This is a genomic window from Enterocloster lavalensis (assembly GCF_046603895.1).
In the GTDB taxonomy this organism is placed as follows: domain Bacteria; phylum Bacillota; class Clostridia; order Lachnospirales; family Lachnospiraceae; genus Enterocloster; species Enterocloster lavalensis.
This window is the reverse complement of sequence record NZ_CP176637.1, coordinates 3,232,365-3,251,998: the sequence shown is the minus strand read 5'-3', so window position 1 is coordinate 3,251,998 and position 19,634 is coordinate 3,232,365. Positions and strand designations below refer to the sequence as shown.

The 19,634-nt window shown below is 55.2% G+C and carries 18 protein-coding genes; 5 read left to right on the top strand and 13 right to left on the bottom strand.

Annotation, left to right across the window (positions count from 1 at the left end; genetic code table 11):
* Window positions 1-4: 4 nt before the first annotated feature.
* The 3 genes from ACK2JC_RS14540 to ACK2JC_RS14530 form a co-directional block, all read right to left on the bottom strand.
* Window positions 5-835 (bottom strand): TIM barrel protein, encoded by an 831-nt coding sequence (locus tag ACK2JC_RS14540; protein WP_051409928.1) that lies wholly within the window; start codon window positions 833-835, stop codon window positions 5-7.
* 4 nt (window positions 836-839) lie between these two features.
* Window positions 840-1,934: a DUF4432 family protein gene (locus tag ACK2JC_RS14535; RefSeq protein WP_276852857.1), complete on the bottom strand. Its 1,095-nt coding sequence runs from the start codon at window positions 1,932-1,934 to the stop codon at window positions 840-842.
* 258 nt (window positions 1,935-2,192) lie between these two features.
* Window positions 2,193-3,098 (bottom strand): dihydrodipicolinate synthase family protein, encoded by a 906-nt coding sequence (locus ACK2JC_RS14530; RefSeq protein WP_092362629.1) that lies wholly within the window; start codon window positions 3,096-3,098, stop codon window positions 2,193-2,195.
* 481 nt (window positions 3,099-3,579) lie between these two features.
* Here ACK2JC_RS14530 and ACK2JC_RS14525 point away from each other — a divergent pair, with 481 nt between their 5' ends.
* Entirely contained in the window at window positions 3,580-4,305 is a 726-nt protein-coding gene (locus tag ACK2JC_RS14525; protein WP_233460619.1) for a GntR family transcriptional regulator, read from the top strand.
* Window positions 4,302-5,063 carry a GntR family transcriptional regulator gene (locus ACK2JC_RS14520; RefSeq protein WP_092362625.1) on the top strand — a complete coding sequence of 254 codons (762 nt, stop codon included), beginning with the start codon at window positions 4,302-4,304 and terminating at the stop codon, window positions 5,061-5,063. Before ACK2JC_RS14525 ends, ACK2JC_RS14520 begins: the two co-directional genes overlap by 4 nt.
* Before the next feature lie 59 nt (window positions 5,064-5,122).
* Here the strand turns inward: ACK2JC_RS14520 and ACK2JC_RS14515 are convergent, their stop codons facing one another.
* Window positions 5,123-6,679 carry a Na+/H+ antiporter NhaC family protein gene (locus tag ACK2JC_RS14515; RefSeq protein WP_092362623.1) on the bottom strand — a complete coding sequence of 519 codons (1,557 nt, stop codon included), beginning with the start codon at window positions 6,677-6,679 and terminating at the stop codon, window positions 5,123-5,125.
* 639 nt (window positions 6,680-7,318) lie between these two features.
* Between ACK2JC_RS14515 and ACK2JC_RS14510 the strand changes: the two genes are divergently transcribed.
* From ACK2JC_RS14510 to ACK2JC_RS14500, 3 genes are all read left to right on the top strand, one after another.
* The gene (locus ACK2JC_RS14510) at window positions 7,319-8,674 is read left to right on the top strand and encodes an amino acid permease (protein WP_242999246.1); all 1,356 of its coding nucleotides are present in this window, start codon (window positions 7,319-7,321) and stop codon (window positions 8,672-8,674) included.
* Between the two features lie 254 nt (window positions 8,675-8,928).
* Window positions 8,929-9,822: a glucosamine-6-phosphate isomerase gene (locus ACK2JC_RS14505; protein ID WP_166445595.1), complete on the top strand. Its 894-nt coding sequence runs from the start codon at window positions 8,929-8,931 to the stop codon at window positions 9,820-9,822.
* Between the two features lie 6 nt (window positions 9,823-9,828).
* Window positions 9,829-10,764 carry a ribokinase gene (locus ACK2JC_RS14500; RefSeq protein WP_333685409.1) on the top strand — a complete coding sequence of 312 codons (936 nt, stop codon included), beginning with the start codon at window positions 9,829-9,831 and terminating at the stop codon, window positions 10,762-10,764.
* A gap of 103 nt (window positions 10,765-10,867) precedes the next feature.
* On the opposite strand, the gene ACK2JC_RS14495 is transcribed toward ACK2JC_RS14500, so the two are convergent.
* The 9 genes from ACK2JC_RS14495 to ACK2JC_RS14455 form a co-directional block, all read right to left on the bottom strand.
* Window positions 10,868-11,770, bottom strand: coding sequence for a hypothetical protein (locus ACK2JC_RS14495; RefSeq protein WP_333685410.1), 903 nt, complete (start codon window positions 11,768-11,770; stop codon window positions 10,868-10,870).
* Window positions 11,771-11,779: 9 nt separating this feature from the next.
* Window positions 11,780-12,871, bottom strand: a complete 1,092-nt coding sequence (locus tag ACK2JC_RS14490) for an AAA family ATPase (protein ID WP_333685411.1) — start codon at window positions 12,869-12,871, stop codon at window positions 11,780-11,782.
* Window positions 12,865-14,127: a DUF262 domain-containing protein gene (locus tag ACK2JC_RS14485; protein WP_276949575.1), complete on the bottom strand. Its 1,263-nt coding sequence runs from the start codon at window positions 14,125-14,127 to the stop codon at window positions 12,865-12,867. The genes ACK2JC_RS14490 and ACK2JC_RS14485 overlap by 7 nt, the downstream gene beginning before the upstream one ends.
* A gap of 173 nt (window positions 14,128-14,300) precedes the next feature.
* The gene (locus tag ACK2JC_RS14480) at window positions 14,301-14,921 is read right to left on the bottom strand and encodes a flavodoxin family protein (RefSeq protein ID WP_333685414.1); all 621 of its coding nucleotides are present in this window, start codon (window positions 14,919-14,921) and stop codon (window positions 14,301-14,303) included.
* Window positions 14,922-15,071: 150 nt separating this feature from the next.
* On the bottom strand, window positions 15,072-15,734 hold the full coding sequence (gene phoU, locus ACK2JC_RS14475) for a phosphate signaling complex protein PhoU (RefSeq protein WP_007706633.1): 663 nt from the start codon (window positions 15,732-15,734) through the stop codon (window positions 15,072-15,074).
* Window positions 15,735-15,812: 78 nt separating this feature from the next.
* Window positions 15,813-16,574: a phosphate ABC transporter ATP-binding protein PstB gene (pstB, locus tag ACK2JC_RS14470; RefSeq protein ID WP_368272143.1), complete on the bottom strand. Its 762-nt coding sequence runs from the start codon at window positions 16,572-16,574 to the stop codon at window positions 15,813-15,815.
* 19 nt (window positions 16,575-16,593) lie between these two features.
* A complete protein-coding gene (pstA, locus tag ACK2JC_RS14465; RefSeq protein ID WP_320937440.1) occupies window positions 16,594-17,499 on the bottom strand; it encodes a phosphate ABC transporter permease PstA in 906 nt (301 codons plus the stop codon).
* Window positions 17,489-18,427, bottom strand: coding sequence for a phosphate ABC transporter permease subunit PstC (gene pstC, locus ACK2JC_RS14460; RefSeq protein ID WP_092362602.1), 939 nt, complete (start codon window positions 18,425-18,427; stop codon window positions 17,489-17,491). Before pstC ends, pstA begins: the two co-directional genes overlap by 11 nt.
* Before the next feature lie 125 nt (window positions 18,428-18,552).
* Window positions 18,553-19,503, bottom strand: coding sequence for a phosphate ABC transporter substrate-binding protein (locus ACK2JC_RS14455; RefSeq protein WP_092362600.1), 951 nt, complete (start codon window positions 19,501-19,503; stop codon window positions 18,553-18,555).
* Window positions 19,504-19,634 lie beyond the last annotated feature (131 nt).

Sequence of the window (19,634 nt, the reverse complement as noted above, 5' to 3'; positions counted from 1 at the left end):
AAACTTAGTTCTCGTCCAGCAGGCCGCGAATCACCTCATAGCCTCTCTTTGCCGCGAAATCCGGCTCATTGGCATAGCGGCTGAACAGCTCCAGGGACAGATACCCGTCATAGCCCACTTCCTTTAAATAGCTCACCAGGCGCGGGAAATCAATCTCCCCGTCTCCCGGGATCAGATGGTCCTCGCTGCTGGAAATGCAGTCGATAAAGTGGATGTGCTTCATGTCGTCGCCCATCTTCTCAAAGTAGGCGGACACCGGCTCGCCGCAGGTCAGCGGGCAGGCCAGATCCAGCATGCATTTAAACCGCGGGGAATTCACCTCATCCAATGCCCAGCGCACGTCGTCGGAGGTGGTGATGATGGTGCCCTCGTAGGGAGTCACCGGCTCCAGGATGATGGTCTGTCCGATCTTCTCCGCGTGCTCGGCCAGAACGCGCATATTTTCAATAAACAGTTTCTTCACATCCTCTTTGTAACGGCCAAAGCCCGGATGGTTGCAGGCGAACATGCAGTATTCGGAACCGATTTCCTTTGCCATGTCCAGGGTCAGCTTAAAATACTCCAGGCTCTCCTGGTTCATCTGCTTGTCGGCGAACACCAGGCTGTAGGGAGATCCGGTATTCTCCGGGGCGTAGCTGACGATGGGCAGGTTGTAGCGGCTGGACAGCTCGCGGATCTTCGCCGCGCCGCCTCTGGCCAGATCCGGCGCATAGGCGTGGGGGCGGAAGCCGCCGATCTCGATTCCGTCGTAGCCGTACTTTGCGGCGGCCTCAAAGGCGCGCTCAATGGGATAACTGGAAAAAGCCGCGGTAAACAGTGCAATCTTCATAGCCATATTTTTACTCTCCTAATATTTGATTGATGTGAGACTCCATCTCCTGAGCCCGCTCCTTCGGCAGATAACCGAAATCAAAGCGCAGCTGGTCGTGGGCGTGGGGGGCAAGGGTGTTGAACAGGCCGTGTTCTCTCTGGTAAGCGGTGCTGTGGTTGGTTCCGGTGGTGGGCAGCGCGATGCCGATGCCGTCCTCGTCCCCGGTCCGGCACACCCAGCGCAGGGCGTAAGGCAGCTTCGCGGTGTCAAATCCCACATAGCAGGCGTCCCCCTCGGGCATCACCTGCATGGCGTGGGCCCAGCCCTTCTCGTCGCCCTTGTAGCGGATGGTGGTGCACATTTCCGGATCGTTGCACTGGGTTTTGGAATCCAGCACATCGCCAATGGTTGGGTCCTCCACCAGGCGCTTTCCGTATTCCCGGATAGCGACGGCTCTGGGGGAATCCCCGCCCAGCTCCGTGGGGCTGACCACTATGTGCTCCTTGTCCTTGGGCGCGCTGTATACCATGTGGGAGCCTTCCACCGCCAGCCAGTTCATATGGCACATGAACATGTACTCCAAATCATTGGCCCTGCGGTTATGAATGTCGATGTGCATCTGCGCCACCGTAGCGCCCGCGTAGAGGCGCAGCTCCGGGCTGTAGGCGTAGTGGTACTCCTGGCTGTTGCGGTACACAAAGGTGCCGCCCACCGCCAGATAGGTGCCCGCTTCGTCCCGGCCGATCCCCGCGTAAGTCTCCGGGTAATTGGCAAAGGGCAGTTCCCCGTGGATGGGGTAGTCCTCGCCGTCGCCCGGACAGTTGATATTGGTCAGGCCGCAGTGAAGCAGCAGGCCGCCGTAGTTGTCTCCGAATTTCGTGGTGGCCAATGGCTGGTCGAAAATGGACTTCTGGGTCAGATTCCTGCCCTCGAACTCCGCGAACCAAATCTGCTGCCCCATGTAGGGTAGCACCACCATGCTGCAATGTTCATTCTCAATCTTAAGCCCGCAGACGCCGCTCTCATAGCGGAACGCCGTTGCTTTCAGCTCCCCGTCCTCCAGGAGAACCAGCGGACGGTCGCCGAAAAACGACGGGCGGAAATTCACGCGTGTAAACTCCATATCCCCAAATACCTCCTCATATCATAACGTCAAAACGCTGACCGCCGGACCGAATTCCTGGCCCAGATGCCCCGGTCATACTATGCCGCCGGACCGAATTCCCGGCCCAGGGGCCCGGTCATGCTATGCCGCCGAGCCGAATTCCCGGACCCAGGCCCCGGTCATGCCATGCCGCCGGACCGAATTCCCTGCCCAGAGGCCCCGATCGACCCCAGGCAGCCGTCCTGCACTCCGGCTTCCGGCTCTGCCCCGCCGCCGTTATTTCACGTCGTATCCCAGCTCCCGCATCAGTTCGTCCAGCTCTTCCTTCACGCTGTCCGGAACGTAGTCCTGATCAGCGGGCATTCTGGAGTGCATACCAACCGGGCCCCCGCCGTACTTCATGGCGTACATGTAGGCCGCGTTGAAGGGCGCTTTCTTCACCACGTTGCGGATGCGCAGCACCTTGTGCTGGGCCTCAATGCACTTCTCGACGTTGCCCTCTAAGCCATAGCGGCAGATGTCCATCATCTCCGCGGGATAGGGAACCGCCATAAAGGACACGCAGCCCACCGCGCCCAACAGCATCATCACGCCATCCAGGCCGTCGCAGCCGCCCAGGAAGTCGAACTCGTCCTTGTCGATGCGCAGGGTGCACTGCAGGAAGTTCAGGATATCCACGGAAGCGTCCTTGAATCCCTTTAAGTTGGGATGCTCGCGCCAGAGCTTTTCCAGGGTATCCGGCTCAAACAGGGTTCCCATCTGGACACAGTTGTATATGTAGACCGGGCGCTTGGCATAATCGATCAGCTCCGCGGCGTAGTCGTAGAGCGCCTTCTGGGTGTGGCGGAAGAAGGGCGGCGCGGTGATGCAGTAGCAGTCGGCCATTCCGGTCTCCTCGTACAAATCCAGCAGCTTCTTATTTTCCTCAATGGAGTTCTCGAAGGAACAGGCCATGATCTTGGCTTTACCCTGAGTGCGGCCGTAGATCACCTTTAACAGCTCCAGCTTTTCCTCCGTGGTCAGTTCGTGGCACTCGGCCCCCAGTCCGTTAACAAAGAAATTCTGGATCCCCTTGGAAAGGTGCCAGTCAATCATCTCCGCTGTCTGCTCGTAGTTGACGGATCCGTCCGCATTGAACGGCGTCAGAATCTCATCCACAACTCCCGTAATGAAATGTCCCATAGAAACTATCTCCTTTTCTCTTTAAAATTTAGCCTTTAGTTCCAGAAAATTATATAACTTTTCATTTTTCTGTACCACTTGTTTTTTATACTAACACATTTATATGGCTTAATCAATGGCATATGTCCTAAATTTGCGCTTATTTTTTGTGCATATTCTATATTTTCCTCTTAAATTACCAAGTTTTTATCCTACACTTTATATCTTTACTTATAATTGATCCACTTGCAAATTATGGAGCGGTTTTATCAAAACTTGTCTTAAATCCTTCAAACGTGAACCAACAATCTGCCAGGCAAGGGCATACCGGACTTACACCGCTGCTTCCGGCGGCATTTTCCGGCGCAAGCCTACGGTTTTCAAGCATTTTGCCGCTCTGTAAACGTTGAAATAAAATCCGCTTGCTGATATAATGGATTATAGGTCAAAACCGACAGTTTTTTCCAAAACGCCCGGCCACGACCGGAAGGAGTGTATCGAAATGGAGAACAGAATCCCCCCGCGCACAGAAGCCGTTGAAAAATTGGAAAATTATATCACGTCCAATCATTTGCCTCCGAACACCAAGATCCCTTCGGAGCGCGACCTGTGCGAAATGTGGGGCATCAACCGGACCACGCTGCGGTTCGCGGTGGATATGTTGGTGGAAAGCGGCCAGCTGTACCGCAAAAAAGGCTCCGGGACCTATATCGCCGAATCCAAGCTGGTCCGGAACCTGTTGGGCGTCAACTCGTTGTCCACAGAGGTGCGCCAGCTGGGCCTGCCGTTCTCAACGCACATTTTAAGCCTGCGCGTCATCGAGTGCACAAAGCAGGTCTCCAAAAAGCTGCACATCCCCCTGGGCCAGAACGTCTACGAGTGTATCCGCGTGCGCAGCATCGAGGGCGTGCCCTGCATCATGGAAACCATGTATCTGGATCAGAACCAGTGTCCGGACCTTGAAAAATATTATCACGACAAAAGCTCTATCTACTCCATTTTTGAGAATATCTACAAGAAAACCCTGGTCGCCGGCGAGGAGAAAATCAGCGTCACCTACGTCAGCGAGGAGGAAGCCGCTCTGCTGGATCTCGAGGAAGGGGAACCCGTCTTTTTCGCCACCGGCGTCACCACCATGGCGGACGGCGTCCCGCTGGAATATTACAAGCAGCTTTTCCGGGCGGACCGTTTTAAATTTGTGAGTATGATCAAAAGGAGGATGACATGAAATCTCCCCAGAACGAGGATAAAAAGCAGGAACCAAAAATCAATTACCGCACCCCCATCTATCTGCAGCTGCGCGAGATCGTGCGCACCAAAATCGAGGATGGGGAGTATCTGCCCGGTACTGCGATTCCGTCGGAAAACGACATGGCCGCTACCTACGGAATCAGCCGGATCACGGTGCGCAGCGCCGTGGACGCCCTGGTAAACGAGGGACTTCTGCGCCGGGTGCAGGGAAAAGGCGTGTTCGTGGTGGGCAACAAGATCGAACAGGCCATCGAGGAATTCAGCGGTTTCGTGCCCTCCATCGGCAAAAGCCGGGATCAGACCAGCGCCCGGGAGCAGACCAAGCTGCTGCGCCCAGCGGGGGATCTGTTCGCCAACCGGTTCCGCATCGATCCCGAGGATCAGATCTACTATATCCGGCGCGTTGTGAACCAGGAGTCCGGCCCCGTTTCCCTGGAGGAAATCTACGTGCCCTACGACGTGATTCCCCAGTTAAACGTGGTGAATTCCTCCGTGTTCAGCATCAGCTCCGTGTTCGAGTTTTACGGCGTGAACGTCAGCATGGTGCGCCAGAGCCTGGAAATCCAGAAATGCAACTCCAAAATGGCCCACATTCTGGACGCGCCGGACGGGGTGGCGCTCATGGTCCTGGAATGCGCTTACCACGACGACAGCGGCAGCATGATCGGCTACAGCCGCACCTATACCCGCAGCGACAAGGTGAGCTTCAAGGTCTCCCTTCACAGGCTGGATTAACGTTTGCATGCAAATTAAAATGAGCCGCCGGATTGCCCGGCGGCTCATTGACATTTTCTCTATACAGTTTCGCGTTTCCCAATGGTTCTGGCTTCCTTGGCCATACACCTGCGATGCAGCACCACGATCACGCCCACCAGCAACAGCAGCGCGGATCCCAGGGTCAGCCACACGTTCGCGGCGGTAAACCCGGCCACCAGGTATCCCACAAAGCAGCATCCTGCCACCAGTCCGGCGTAGGGCATCTGCGTTGAGACGTGTTCCAGGTGATTGCAGCCCGCTCCGGTGGACGACAGGATCGTCGTATCCGAGATCGGGGAGCAGTGGTCTCCGAACACGCTGCCGGACAGGGTCGCGGCCAGGGACACCACCATAAGCTCAGGGGCCACCGCCTCAGCCACCGGCACGACGATGGGGATCAGAATCCCGAAGGTTCCCCAGGCGGTTCCCGTGGAAAAGCTGAGGAACGCCGCAATGGCGAAGATCAAAGCCGGCAGAAGGGCGCCGGGGATGGTGCTTCCCGCCACCACGTCCTTCACAAAATCAGCCGTCAGCAGCAGGTCCCTACAGACGCCGCTGATCGTCCAGGCCAGCATCAGGATAGCGCAGGCCGGAAGCATGGACTTCATGCCTTCCTGAACGCTGTCCATAAATCCCTTGAAGGACATCAGCTTGCGGGGAACAAACATGATCATTGCCACCACCAGAGCGCCGAAGCAGCCCCAGGCCAGCGCCGGAGCGGCGGTACAGTTGCCGAAGGCAGCGCCCACGCTGTGGAACGCCGGGTCCTCGCCCCAGAATCCGCCGTTGTAAAGCATTCCTAAGACGGAGAAAATGATCAGGGCCACGATGGGAACCAGCATGTCCAACACCGTGCCGCGGTCGGAAATGGTCAGCTTCTGCTCCGCATTCAGCTCAACCGCTCCCAGGTCGCCCCGGGCCGCCCGCAGCTCCCGTTCCTCCATTGGACCGAAATCCAGGTCCTTCAGGCACAGCGTGAGCACCATAACCAGAGACAGGATCGCGTACAGGTTAAAGGGAATCGTGGAAATGAACGCGGCGAAGTCGCTCTCGAAATGTCCGGTGGACTGCAGGTTGCTGCCCACGGCGGCCGCCCAGGAGGAGACCGGCGCGATGATGCAGACCGGAGCCGCGGTGGAATCGATAATGTAAGCAAGCTTTGCCCGGCTTATCTTATACTTATCCGTAACCGGCTTCATAACCGTTCCAACAGTGAGACAGTTAAAGTAATCATCGATGAAAATGATCGCTCCCAGCGCGCTGGTGGAGAGAAGCGCCAGCTTCTTATTGCGGATCTTGGTCGTCGCCCACCGCCCGTAAGCGCTGCTGCCGCCGGCCGCGGACACCACAAATACCAGAGCGCCCAGCAGACAACAGAAGATCAGAATGTTCAGGTCAGCCTTGTCGACCATCACGTTGAACGCCGTCTCAACGGTTCCAACGATCGGATTCAAACCGACTCCAACCGTATAGATTAATGTTCCGGTTAAAATTCCACACATCAGAGAGGTTAACACCTCTTTTGTCACCAGTGCCAGCACAATCGCAATGATCGGCGGCAAAATGGACAGCCATCCCGCATAGTATGCTTCCACAGGTCAACACCCCCAATCCGGTTCCGATTGAACCTCATATCCCGGTTTCCGTTTCCCATCTCTCATCTTAAACACCAATTCCTTTCCCCTATAAACTTTTTTGATTTGCGGTCCTGTGGGAGCCGCATACATCATGATCCCAATTTCCCAAACATATTTATATGTTTTTCAAAAACAGGACCACTTTTGTTGGACCCATTATAGCATTGCACCTCATGTCCGTCAATTATAAATTTACTGTCAAAATAGATTTATATCCGTGAAATTGGCCCTCCATTTTTTAGGAATATTTACCAAATTGCCGGTTTATCCCGCGCCTGCGGGCTTTTCTCGCCCTGCCCTCATGGATCAGTTTATTCGCAACTTGTCTTTTAACGCAATCATTTTCCCGGTTATTTCCACCGGTTCTTATACCATGTGCACAATGATTCATGGGTTTTTGGCTGGTTTATTAGAATTATCTTTGTGCATTTTCCTATTTTTTTAGAATTTGGATATAAATTTTTAATATTTGTATTGAAATATACAGATTGGCGTGATATAATGCAGCATGTGGTACACGAATTTAAAAAGTTGTATTCTAACATACAACTTTTTAAATTTATAAAAAAGCAAAGACTATTGAAAGGAGTTCATGTCATGTCAAACAACACGCAAGAATCGAACGGGACAGAACTGAAACGAAAATTGGGGTTAGGAACTGCCATCGCGCTGGGCGTTGGTACAACGATTGGTTCCGGTATCTTCTCATCTGTAGGTGAGGTCGCGGGGGCTGCCGGTTCCGGAGTCATGGTAATCCTGTCGTTTTTAATCGGCGGCCTGATTATGATTCCCCAGAACCTTCTCTACACCGAGTATTCCACGGCAATCCCGGAGGATGGACTTTTCGTAGCTTATTTAAAGAGAGCCGGCTGGCCCTTCATGTCGTTTCTGTCCGGATGGCTTTCCTTCTGGGCGACAGACCCCACCGGCATCGCCATCTCCTCACTGGCAGTTGCCAACTACCTGGCGTTCTTTACCGGATTCAGCCAGATCGTCGTCCGCATGGTTGCGGTTGCCATTATCATTCTCTTCACCGCGTTACATATGATCAAGATGGAAGCGGGCGCGAAATGGCAGAACTTCATTACCATGTTTAAGGTACTCCCGTTCATGATCCTGATTGGCATGGGCCTGTTCTATATGAGAGGCGACACCATGATGACACCCGCGGCCGTGGGCGCTCCCACCGGAATCGCTGCGCTGCTGGCCGGTATTTCCGCCACAACCTGGTCCTATGACGGTATGCAATCCGCATGTGTAATGGGCGGCGAGATCAAGAATCCCAAACGCAACATGCCCATCGCACTGATCTCCACCGTTATCGTAATCACCCTGCTTTACACGGCTCTGTCCACCGCAGCCGTCGGCTTACTGCCTGCAGCAGATTTGGCAGCTTCCGACGCTCCCATCGCGGCAGCCGCAGCCAATATTCCCATGATCGGACAGTCCGCAGGCATCATCGCCGCTGTTCTGGCTATTATCATCGTAACCGGCTCCGTATCCAGCCTGATCATGTTCCAGGCCCGTATCGAGTACAAGATGGCGCAGGAAGGTATGTGGTTCAAATCCTGGGCAAAGGTTCATCCCAAGTGGGAGACCCCCTATGTCTCCATGCTGTGGCAGAGCGGCTTTGCCATCGTTCTCGTTTTCGCCGGCACCATCAACGACCTGCTGGGCTACTTTACCGTAATCTGCCTGCTGCGCAGCGTTGTTACCTTTATCGCAGTGTTTAAGCTTCGCAAGATGCCTGACTATAAACCCACCTACAAGATGCCCTGCTGGCAGTTAATGGCCCTTCTGGCGGTTGTTCCCACCATGATCCTGCTGGTGTCCACCTTTGTCTGGGCTCCCGGCCAGAGCATGATCGCCGCTGTTGTGGCAGTCGGCACCGGTTATCCGGTCTACCTGCACTTCAAGAAACAGAACAACATCACCGCTCATACGGGCAAATAATGTCTCAAACGGCATGCCCGGTGACCGCCATACAGAAATCCGGTATGCCCCCACGGTAACAGGGGGCATATCTTTTCGGTTCAAACGGCCCCCTGCCTGAGACAGCCCGTTTTATGCGTGAAATATTCAAGGAAACTTACCTCTTGTCATGTGCCTGTCGGCATTTGATATGGTATAATTATTTCTAATAAAGAAACTTATCCATGCCCGGCCCCGGGCCTCGGCGTGGTATAAAGGAAAAGGAGAGCTCGATAATGGATTTTAAAATTTCAAGAGAAGAACTGTACCGCTGGTGTTCAATTCCATGGCAGGATCTGGAAAAACAACCGGACCTGAAGACAAAGCTGGTCATCAAGGAAGACCGCGCCTCTATGATGTCAATTATTGGAAATATGATGGCTGATGAGGTGATCCAGCACAACGCTGAAGGGAAACTGACCAAATGGGTACTCCCGGCCGGTCCTACCGACGAATATGACATCTTCATCGACCGCGTCAACAAGGAGCGCATCAGCTTAAAGAATCTCTGGGTATTCCACATGGACGATTTCCTGGATTGGGAGGGACGTCCTTTCCCGGTAGGCGACACCTATGAGAGCCTGGAGGGCACCATGAACGCCTGCTTCTACGGCCGCATCGATCCGGAACTCAACGTGCCGGAGAACCAGCGGATCTGGACCCGTATCAACGATCTGGACTATCCCGACAACCTGTGCCAGGAGCTGGGAGGCATCGACACCCTCTGGGCAGGCGTTGGCTGCAAGGGCCTGGTGGCCTTCTGCGAGCCGCCCCGCCGTTATTCCTGCCGTCTCTCCATCGAAGAGTACGCCAACTCCAAGACCAGGGTTGTGGATTTGAACGAGGACACCATCGTGGCCCTGAGCCAGCGCACCTTTGGCGGCTGCTACGACCGCGTTCCGCCCAAAGCCGTCACCCTGGGCTTCAAGACCATGCTGTCCGCCAAGCGGGCCGTGTACATGATCGCCACCGGTTCCTGGAAACAGACCGTGGTGAGAGTCGCCCTGTTCAGCGAGCCGACTCTGGAGTACCCGGTGACTCTGCTTCCCAAGTATATCCCGGATGTGACGCTGTTCTGCAACGTGGACACCGCCGATCATCCCATGTCCCATGAAATCAAAGGATGGTGATTTAAGATGAGCAAAAAAGACGTAATTGTACTGAACAGCCACGGCGTGGGCCAGTACGCCTACGCGGACCATATGCCCGTATGGGGCGAAACGCTCTGTGTAACCAAATGGCATGTGGCCGAGGACGGCGGCAAGGGCTCCAATGTTTCCGTAGCCCTGGGGCGCCTGGGCATCGACACCGCATACATCGGCAAGGTGGGAAATGATCCCTGGGGCGACCTGGGCGAGAAATGGATGCAGGACGCGGGCGTGGACACCACCTACCTGTACCGCACCGACGAAGTTTCCACCGGCACCGGCCTGATCTTAATCGGACCCGATGGCCAGAACACCGTGATCGACGGGGACAGCTCCAGCGTGAAGCTGACCTTAGACGAGGTGAAGACCGCTCTGGACGCCATGAAGGGCACCAAAATGTTCGTCACCGGCTTTGAGGTTCCGGAGCAGCTGTCCTTAGACGCCGCCCGCTATGCCAAGGAGCTGGGAATGGTGACGCTGGTCAACCCCAGCCCCCTTCCCGAGAAGCCCATGGGCCGACTGGACTATGTGGACTATCTGTTTATCAACGAGGTGGAGGGCCGCTACATCCTGGACCTGCCCCAGGACAGCCCCATCCTGCCCCAGGATATGTTAAATAAGGTGCAGGAGAAATACGGCGTGCCCAACATCATCATGACCATGGGCGGCGACGGAAGCGCGGTTCTGTGCGGCGACGAATACTGGACCGTGGAATCGGTGAAGGTGGAGAACGTGGTCAACACCGCAGGCGCGGGCGACGGCTACATGGCCGCCACCGTGGCGCAGCTGATTCTGGGCAAGGATTTAAAAGAGGCCACCCACTGGGCCAGCAAATACGCCGCCCTCTCCGTCACCATTGACGGAACCATTCCGGCTTACAGGCCGATGGGCGAGGTGGAGGAGTTTATAAAGTCTTTGGGATAAATGATCCTGGCATAGCAATCGTTCACAGGCTGCTCCAGCGGCCCATTACACTCAAATAAAACGATACGGCCAACATCCGCTCCGGAGGACGGCCGTATCGTTTTTATGTAGGGTAGGTGGCATTCGGTAATTTCTTTCCGATATAGCAGACCAGCATCTCAGTATCCGTGTAATCCGGCACAAAAAATATTCTTCCGGAAATCCCGGTAAACCGCATATGCCAGCTGGCCTCATACTCCACGCCGTTTTCGTCGCGGAAGGTATGCTGCTGTTGATACATATCCATCGTGGAGTCGGACTCCGGGGTGGTTTTAGTCAAAAGCTCGGGCCGGAATGGCTGGCCCGGGTATTTTGAACTGTATTCCTCCAGCTCTGACAACTTTTTCACAATCTGTCGGATATAAGATTTCTCAAGATTTTCCAGGTCACGTTTGACGGACGGACAGAACCGCAGATGGGGAAACAGCCGGGACCGCCTATCCCACAGATCCTCATAAGTATAGATGGTTATGGCAAACGTTGCTTTTAAAGCGGCGGCCAGCGGTTCCTCCTCCAGTTGGGCGGCGCTGAATACATTGCGCACCACAACCGGCGATTCCGCATTGTCTGCCAGCGAAAACAGAACTGCCGGTATCTCCGCTCTTTTCCACCGGTCATCCAGGCAGATACTCAGCATAAATGAATCATTTAAAACCGCCTCGGTGCCCCCTCGTAACGCCGTATGCCCTTCATACACCTCATATTCTTCATCCGGCGTGTAAACACATCTTCTGTTCCAAAAGCTCAGATATAAGCGCCTGTACTCGATATCAACCTCAGACAGCCATTTTGCTATGGAATATGTAACAGAGCGGAAATACGGCTCGTCCTCCGATGGGACGTACACCTCCGGACGGCCATATTTCCCCGCCAGAACCTTATACACATCAAGGAAGTTTTTCAGCGCATCGCTGGCCTCATAGAGATCCTCCGGCTCCACCTCCCACGCTTTTTCATTTAGGTACATAAACTCTCCTTAAATCAAATCATACAGAGCTTTATCCCATTCGTCCAAAAATCCCTCCGGCCAGCAGTCCAGCCTGCCGTCCCTGTAGATTTTGGGCGCCACATACTTGTGTTTGTATTGATCCGCGCCATCCTTATAGAAAAATACCAGCTGCACAAGGGATTCATCGATCGCGCCCTTTTTAACGGCCAGCCGGGTTCCATTCAAAATGTGATCGCTGTGGGTCTCCACTAACAGCTGCACACCGCCGGCTCCCGCCCGGGTGATCAGCTCCCCCAGCATCCTCTGCCCGGCCGGATGAATGTGCGCCTCCGGATTCTCCACCACAATGATATCCCCCCGCCTGGCGGAAAGTATGGCGATAATCAGGGGAAGCACATAGGTAATCCCGAATCCCACGTTCATGCTCTTATAGGAGTTCGTCTTCTCTTTTCCCTCAATAAACTCATAGCGGACTTGCGATGTTCTCAGCTGGGGATTCAGCGTGATCTGCGGAGCCACCCCGGGGGCGATCCGGTCCATCCACACCCTGGTCTGGTTCGCCAGACTGGCCCCCAGCTTATCCTGCAGAACAACCGCCTGATTCTCCACATCTTCACTGCCGAACAGGCTTAAATACTGGAGAGCAAATTCACCGTTATTGCCGAATTCCCTTCTGACAATCTCCTCCTCATTGGCAATGCGGTAGAGTTCCAGCGGTTCGATGCGGAATGCGGATAAATAAGAAAAACGATTCCCAAAAATTCCCGATTCCAACTTGCCGGGATCAGCAGATTCCAGAGGAAGCAGATCGGAATCCGGGATATAGCGAAAGCTGGCGCAGAAATTACCTTCGTCAGCCGAGACGCCAATCCCGATCAATTCCTCCGCGGCCTTCTCATACAGCACATCCTGGGCATTTCCAAGCTTCACATACTTTCCGTTTAGTCTCAGCCCCCTGAGGGAGCGGTCCTGCAAGTAGGACTGACGCAGCAGCAGCAGGCTTTGAATCACGGTGGATTTGCCCACCCCGTTGATGCCGGTCAGCATGTTTACATCTTTCAGCGGCAGGGTCAGCTGATCAAAACATTTAAAATTTTTGAGTTTGACTTCTCTTAACATGTGAACTCCCTCACAAAATTCCGCGCCATATCGATTCTGCGCACCGTAGAATACTGATCGCCCGCCTTCAGCGCGGTATTAAATTCGCTGTCCTGCAGCAGCTTGCCAAAAGCGGTCAAAAACTCATCTTTGCGTTTAACAATCTGTTGCAGCTCGTCCTCGGTCAGCTCGGAAAAGCAGACGGCCCAAATTTCAAAAATCGCCTTGTTGACAGGTCCTCTGCGCCAATTTGTATTGTACTTGCGGAAAGCGTATTTTCCAAATATCGCGCTGCAGAAGCCCATAATATTTTTAAATTTCTTCTCCAGCCGGACAATCTGATCCTTGTCATAATTATTGACCTGTCTCAGCGCTTTTATCAGGAAATTGTCGATGTTTCCCTTGTAATATTTTTTGTAATCCAGCTCCGTAAAGGCCAGAAACCGCGTCACATACTCCCGGTCGGCCATCCGGGCCGGGGAGATCGCTCTTTGCGTGGCCTCCAGAAATTCTTCGCTCTCCGCCAAACGCTGGATCAGCTCAGTGGCCGCCCCCTGGTAGAGCGCCTGCCGGATCTCCTGATCCGTCAAAATGACTCCGCCCGTATTGATCCGCTGGAATATATTGAAAACCACCGCATCCGGCGTCCCCTTCTCGACAGTGAAGGCGATAATGGGAGTCTCCTTGATTCTGCGCGCATATTGCCTGGGCAGATCGTCAAAGGTAAATCCGTTAAAATCTCTTAAATACTGTAACCCCTCAAAGGCTTTCTTTTCCCCGCCTTCCCCCACCAAAAAATTCTGAAAAGCCGTCAGACGCTGGCGTCCGTCGATCACAACCCACCGGTCGTCGTCTGCGGCATTAAAATAAAACGCGGGAATCGGGATTTTTAACATCAGGGATTCAATGAGCTGGCTCTGCTTTTCCAGGGACCAGAGATTTCCGTTGCGCTGAAAATCCGGGCTCAGGTTGATCTCATCGTTCTCCAGACGCTCCATCAGATTATAGACGTTGATGGGTTTCTGGCTGATATTCACATCCGCCGGTATAAATGTATCCGGGCCGATCTCCTCCGCCGGATACCCTTCATCATCACCGTAATTAATCAGGATACCGTACTGTAAAATCTCCTCGATCGTCCCCAGCATATCCGTCTCTGTCACCGAATCTTCTTTATTTTTCAAAATGTCAACGACCGTCTTGTAACCGATTGTATCCTCGTTTTTCTTCGCAAATTTTACAATCTCATCAATTTTTTCTCTCTGACTCTCTCTCATAATTCCCCATTATCTCCACTATTTTCAAACACCCGTCAATCTCTTACTATTATATATTCTTTTCACCCTCCACACAACCGCTATTTCCCGGGGTCAGAGTACAAAATAGCTGCGGGCTCCCATTTACCGGTTCCCGCAGCCTGCGTTATTCCATCATTGTGTTGTCCGTTCACTTACCGGATAAAATTCGTCTTAATCTTCCCCTCAGCCACCGGCTCCGCCACTCCGGCCCCGCGGCCCGCTTCAATGCATTTCAGGAGCCAGGCCATGTTGTGGCCGATGGTGCGCATGGTCTGCATGCCCTCCTCGTCCTGCTTCGCCTCCTCCGGGGTATTTCCGTGGATGACATGGAAATAATTGGAACTCACAATGGGCATCCCGGACAAGGAGAAATACTTGTTGATGGCATCCACCGTGGCCGTGGTGCCCGCTCTTCTGGCCGAAGCGATGGCCGCCGCCGGTTTCAGGCGGAATCCGCCGCCGCTCATGAACAGGCGGTCCAAAAAGGCCAGGATCGAACCGTTGGGCGAGGCGTAATAGACCGGGGAACCAACCACCAGACCGTCCGCCTCCCGCAGCTTTGCCGCCGCCTCGTTTACCTGGTCGTCGGTGAACACGCAGCAGCCCGCGCTCTTACAGTGGCCGCAGCCGATGCAGCCGTGGACCGCTCCGTTGCCGATCTGGATCAGCTCCGTCTCCACGCCGTCCTCGTGCAGCGCCCGGGCCACCTCCTCCAGGGCCGTGTATGTACATCCCACCCCGTGAGGGCTTCCGTTGATCAGTAATACTTTCATTTCCAACACTCCTTTTCCGCTCTGATTCGGCTCTTGCCGTCCTGCTGATTTTTATTTTAAGGCATCTGAAAATAAAAGTAAAGGACGTACGCCCGCAACAGCGTACCGCCCTATGTACCGCGCGCCCACAACGGCGCACGCCTCAACTACTTACATAATTCTCACATTTTTCAGAGCCCCTGTCCTGGAGAACTGGGTCCACTCGCACACGTTGACTGCGTGATCCCCGATGCGCTCCAGATATTTAGCCACCATCAGCAGGTCGATGCCCTGGTCCGCCTGGTCTGGCGATACCCGAAGCAGCTGGATCACGTCCGTTTTCACCTGGTTGAACAGATTGTCCACCTCGTCGTCCCGCTTGATAATGGAGACGGCCGCGTCCAGATCCCGGTTGATAAACGCCTCGATGGCGTCGTGAACCATTTTCCCAGCCGCCGCCGCCATGGCCGGCAGGTGCTTTACAATGTGATACGCGTGATCGCTCTTGATGCGCAGAATCAGCTCCGCGATATCCGAGGCATGGTCCCCGATCCGCTCCAGATCCGTCACCACCTTCAGCGCGGTGGAAACCTGGCGCAGGTCCCCAGCCACAGGCTGCTGGCGCAGGATCAGGGACAGGCACCGCGCCTCGATGGCCCGCTCCATGTCGTTGACCGTGCGGTCGCCCTTGATAATGTCCTCCGCCATCTGAAAATCCTGATCCTCAAAGGCTGTGAAGGTCTGCTCAATGGCCCGCTCCACCATATGGGCCATCTCCATCAAATCCTGGTTGAGCAGCCCCAGTTCATGTTCATATGTCACTCTAACGCTCATCTTAAACCCCTTTCCCAACGCCCGGCTCCACCCGTTCGGCTGGTCGCTGTACGTATGCACCCGCTGCCAAACCTTCCGTCACCCGAAACGCCCGGTAATATAGTCTTCCGTGCGCTTATCCCGCGGCACGGTGAACAGTTCGTCCGTGGCGGCGTACTCCACCACCTCGCCCACCAGGAAAAACGCCGTGTAGTCGGCGATCCGCGCCGCCTGCTGCATGTTATGGGTGACAATCGCCACCGTGTAACGGCTCTTTAAGTCGTCCATCAAATCCTCGATCTTCAGAGTGGAGATGGGGTCCAGCGCCGAAGTCGGCTCATCCATCAGAAGCACCTCCGGCTCCACCGCCAATGCCCTGGCGATGCACAGCCTCTGCTGCTGGCCGCCGGAAAGCCCCAGCGCCGGCTTCCTCAGCCGGTCGGAAACCTCGTCCCACAGCGCCGCGCCCCGCAGGCTGCTCTCCACAATCTCGTCCAGCCGGGCCTTGTTCTTAACGCCGTGGATTCTGGGACCGTAGGCCACGTTGTCGTAGATGCTCATGGGAAATGGGTTGGGCTGCTGGAACACCATGCCGATCTTCTTGCGAAGAAGCGTGGTGTCCACCTGGGGATCATAGATATCTTCCTCGTCCAGCAGCACCGTCCCGTCTATTTTCACACCGGCCACCAGGTCGTTCATGCGGTTCAAGGTCTTTAAAAAGGTGGATTTGCCGCAGCCCGACGGCCCGATAAACGCGGTGATTTTATGTTCATACAGGTACAGACTGATATCCTTTAACGCGTGATTTTCACCGTAATACAGGTTCAGGCTCCGGGCCGAAATTTTTGTCTTTGCTTCCACGTGATTCTCCTCCCCGGCTCTATGCGCCGGTCTCCACATTGAATTTTCGGGATAAATATCTGGCCAGCCCGTTGATGGCCAGAACGATTGCCAGTAATACCACCGCCACGCCGAACGCCTCGTTGTACTTCGCCTTCTGCATGAACAGATAGAGCTGAATCGTCAGGGTTCCGCCCGGCTCCATCACCTTGCCCAGCCAGTTTCCGGGCATGTAGTAACCGCTGCCCGCGGTGAACAGAAGGGCCGCCGACTCGCCCACGATCCGGCCGATGGCTAAAATCACGCCGGTGAGAATTCCCGGCATGGCGCTAGGCAGCAGGATGGTGCGGATCATATACCATTTTGTGGCCCCGATGCCAAGAGCGCCGCTCCGGTAGCTGTCCGGCACCGTTTTTAACGCCTCCTGGGTGGTCCGCGTGATCAGCGGCAGAATCATCAGGGTCAGCGTCAGCGCGCCGGTGAGAATGGAATATTTGAGACCCAGTGTATTTCCAAAAAACACCATACCAAAGAGGCCGAAAATAATGGACGGTATGCCGGACAACGTCTCGGTTGTGAACTCAATGGCTTTCACCAGACGCCCCGGCCTGGCGTACTCGTTCAGGTAGATCGCCGCCCCGATTCCGATGGGTGTCGCGATCAGCAGCGTGATCACCACAATGTACAACGTGTTTACAATATTTCCCAATATTCCAAAGGTGCCCTTGGTGGCGCTGGTGACCGTGGTGAGAAACCGCCAGCTGATGTTCGGGATTCCCCGCGCAAACACATAGCCCATGATCCCGGCCAGTATGGCGATGGAGAGACCGGCGCACAGATAGATGAGGCCGGTGAGAATCAGGTCCGACATGCGCACATGCCTGCCGTAGATGCTCTTTCGCACCACGGACTGTTTATGAATCCGAATGGCCGCTTCACCTGTCATTCCTGTTTCCTCCCTTCTTCAGCAGCCCGGTCAGGCTGGCATTGATGATCATGATAAATGCAAACAGCACCAGACCGATGGTGAACAACACCTCCCGGTGCAGCCCGGCCGCATATCCCATCTCCGACACAATGGCCGTGGTCAGGAAGCGGACGGAATTAAAGGGCAAAGGCAGGTTGACCGAGCTGCCCGACACCAGGCTGATGGCCATGGCCTCGCCGATTGCGCGCCCGGTTCCCAGCACAATCGCGGTGATGATCCCGGACCTGGCCGCGGGGAGCGCCACATGGAAAATCGTCTGTATTTTCGTGGCCCCCAGCGCCAGGGAGGCGCTGCGAAGCTGAACCGGCACGGCCCGCAGCGCGGACTCGCTGATATTGATCACCGTGGGCAGTATCATCAGCGCCAGCACCAGCACGGCGGAAATGAGATTGGCGCCGCCGGTAAACTGATGGGTCTGGGAGCCTTTGAAAATAATCAGCTCCAGCTTATACATCAGCGGGTTTAAAATCAGAATTCCCAGAAGGCCGTAAATCACGGAAGGAATTCCGGCCAGCAGCTCCACGGCCGGGCGGACAAAGCCCGCCAGCCTGGGCGGCGCCACCTCGGCCAGGAACACGGCCGTCATCACGCCGATGGGCACTCCGATGAGAATCGCCATGGAGGTGCCCACGATGGAGGTGAGGATCACGTAGAGGATGCCGAAGGACGCCTCCACCCCATCCGGGCGCCACACGCTGCCAAACAGGATTTCCAGTATCCCCACCTTAAACAGCGCCGGGGTCCCGCTGACCACCATATAAAGAGCGATGGACGCCACCGCCAGCACAGCGAAAAAGCCGCAGGCCATAAAGATCACCTGGGCTGCCTTTTCAACCGCAGACTTGCTGCCGTGGTGGGAACGAATGGAAATGGTTTCCGAGCTCATGCAGTGTCTCTCCTTTCAAACGACCGGCGTGTCGCAGTGCACACAACAGACCGCAACACGCCTCGCAGGTTCTGACCGGCGGGCAGTAATTCCGGCGTTTTGCCGGAACAGTCCGCCAGTCCCGGTTACTCGATGGTGATCAGGCCCACCGATTTCACCAGCTCTGCGCCTTCGTCGGACCGAAGGTAGGCGAACAGCGCCTGCACCAACTCACTCTGCTGGCTCAAATCTCCCTTGGTAGCCATCACGAAGGGGCGGCTTAAGAAATAACTTCCGGCCTTGATGTTCTCCTCGGTGGGCTCGGCCCCCTCCAGATTCAGCGCCTTCACCGTATCGTCCAGCACGTCCAGGGACACATAACCGATGGAACCGGGGGTGGAAGCCACCTTTGCCATCACCGCTCCGGTGCTGTCCAGTTCATTGCTGTACTTGCAGGCGTCCTCCAGCCCCAGAAGCTCCTCGAACGCTCCGCGGGTGCCGGAACCGGACTCGCGTCCCACCACCACGATGGGGGCGTCGGATCCTCCCAAATCCTTCCAGTTATTGATCTTGCCGGTGTAGACGTCCGCCAGCTGCTCTCTGGTCAGATCCGCAACCCCGTTGGCCGGGTCCACCACCACGGCAATTCCGTCGATGGCTACGATATTTTCCACAGCGCCCTTTTCCTTCTCCTCGTCCTTTAAGTTCCTGGAGGAGTTGCCGATATCCGCGGTTCCGTTCAACACCGCCTCAACCCCTGCGCCGGAGCCCACAAACTGGGCGGAAACCGTCACATCCGGGTATTTTTCCATAAATGCCTCGCTCAGCGCGTTGGCGAACTTCTCCATGGAAGTGGAGCCCACCATGCTGATGGAGCCGCTTAAATCCGCGGCAGTCTCATCCGCAGCCGTTTCCGCCGTCGTGGTGTCCGCGGTGGTATCTGCGGACGTGTCCGCCGCCGTGGACGCTGTGGTCCCGGCCTCCGTCCCGGCAGCCTCCGTGGTATTTCCTGAAGCGCTGCCGCAGCCCGCCAAAGCGCCAGCCGCCAGCACCGCCGTTGTGATCATTGCAAGAATTGCTTTTCTGTTCTTTTTCATAATCCTATGCCTCCAAATGAATCCGCACCCCGTCCATTTCCGGGTGCTGTTTTATGTTTTTCTTGCTGTTACAGTTTGGAGTATACAAAAAACAGGCCTTTGGCGAAAGCATGGTTGCGTATAGTTTTTGT

What these genes read in the sequence shown, in the direction of transcription:
- ACK2JC_RS14455 (WP_092362600.1), bottom strand. Translation starts at nt 19,503, where the DNA reads ATGAAAAAGAACAGAAAAGCAATTCTTGCAATGATCACAACGGCGGTG.
- pstA (WP_320937440.1), bottom strand. Translation starts at nt 17,499, where the DNA reads ATGACAGGTGAAGCGGCCATTCGGATTCATAAACAGTCCGTGGTGCGA.
- ACK2JC_RS14485 (WP_276949575.1), bottom strand. Translation starts at nt 14,127, where the DNA reads ATGAGAGAGAGTCAGAGAGAAAAAATTGATGAGATTGTAAAATTTGCG.
- ACK2JC_RS14510 (WP_242999246.1), top strand. Translation starts at nt 7,319, where the DNA reads ATGTCAAACAACACGCAAGAATCGAACGGGACAGAACTGAAACGAAAA.
- ACK2JC_RS14525 (WP_233460619.1), top strand. Translation starts at nt 3,580, where the DNA reads ATGGAGAACAGAATCCCCCCGCGCACAGAAGCCGTTGAAAAATTGGAA.
- pstC (WP_092362602.1), bottom strand. Translation starts at nt 18,427, where the DNA reads ATGAGCTCGGAAACCATTTCCATTCGTTCCCACCACGGCAGCAAGTCT.
- ACK2JC_RS14535 (WP_276852857.1), bottom strand. Translation starts at nt 1,934, where the DNA reads ATGGAGTTTACACGCGTGAATTTCCGCCCGTCGTTTTTCGGCGACCGT.
- phoU (WP_007706633.1), bottom strand. Translation starts at nt 15,734, where the DNA reads ATGAGCGTTAGAGTGACATATGAACATGAACTGGGGCTGCTCAACCAG.
- ACK2JC_RS14500 (WP_333685409.1), top strand. Translation starts at nt 9,829, where the DNA reads ATGAGCAAAAAAGACGTAATTGTACTGAACAGCCACGGCGTGGGCCAG.
- ACK2JC_RS14520 (WP_092362625.1), top strand. Translation starts at nt 4,302, where the DNA reads ATGAAATCTCCCCAGAACGAGGATAAAAAGCAGGAACCAAAAATCAAT.
- ACK2JC_RS14530 (WP_092362629.1), bottom strand. Translation starts at nt 3,098, where the DNA reads ATGGGACATTTCATTACGGGAGTTGTGGATGAGATTCTGACGCCGTTC.
- ACK2JC_RS14490 (WP_333685411.1), bottom strand. Translation starts at nt 12,871, where the DNA reads ATGTTAAGAGAAGTCAAACTCAAAAATTTTAAATGTTTTGATCAGCTG.
- ACK2JC_RS14495 (WP_333685410.1), bottom strand. Translation starts at nt 11,770, where the DNA reads ATGTACCTAAATGAAAAAGCGTGGGAGGTGGAGCCGGAGGATCTCTAT.
- ACK2JC_RS14540 (WP_051409928.1), bottom strand. Translation starts at nt 835, where the DNA reads ATGGCTATGAAGATTGCACTGTTTACCGCGGCTTTTTCCAGTTATCCC.
- ACK2JC_RS14505 (WP_166445595.1), top strand. Translation starts at nt 8,929, where the DNA reads ATGGATTTTAAAATTTCAAGAGAAGAACTGTACCGCTGGTGTTCAATT.
- ACK2JC_RS14480 (WP_333685414.1), bottom strand. Translation starts at nt 14,921, where the DNA reads ATGAAAGTATTACTGATCAACGGAAGCCCTCACGGGGTGGGATGTACA.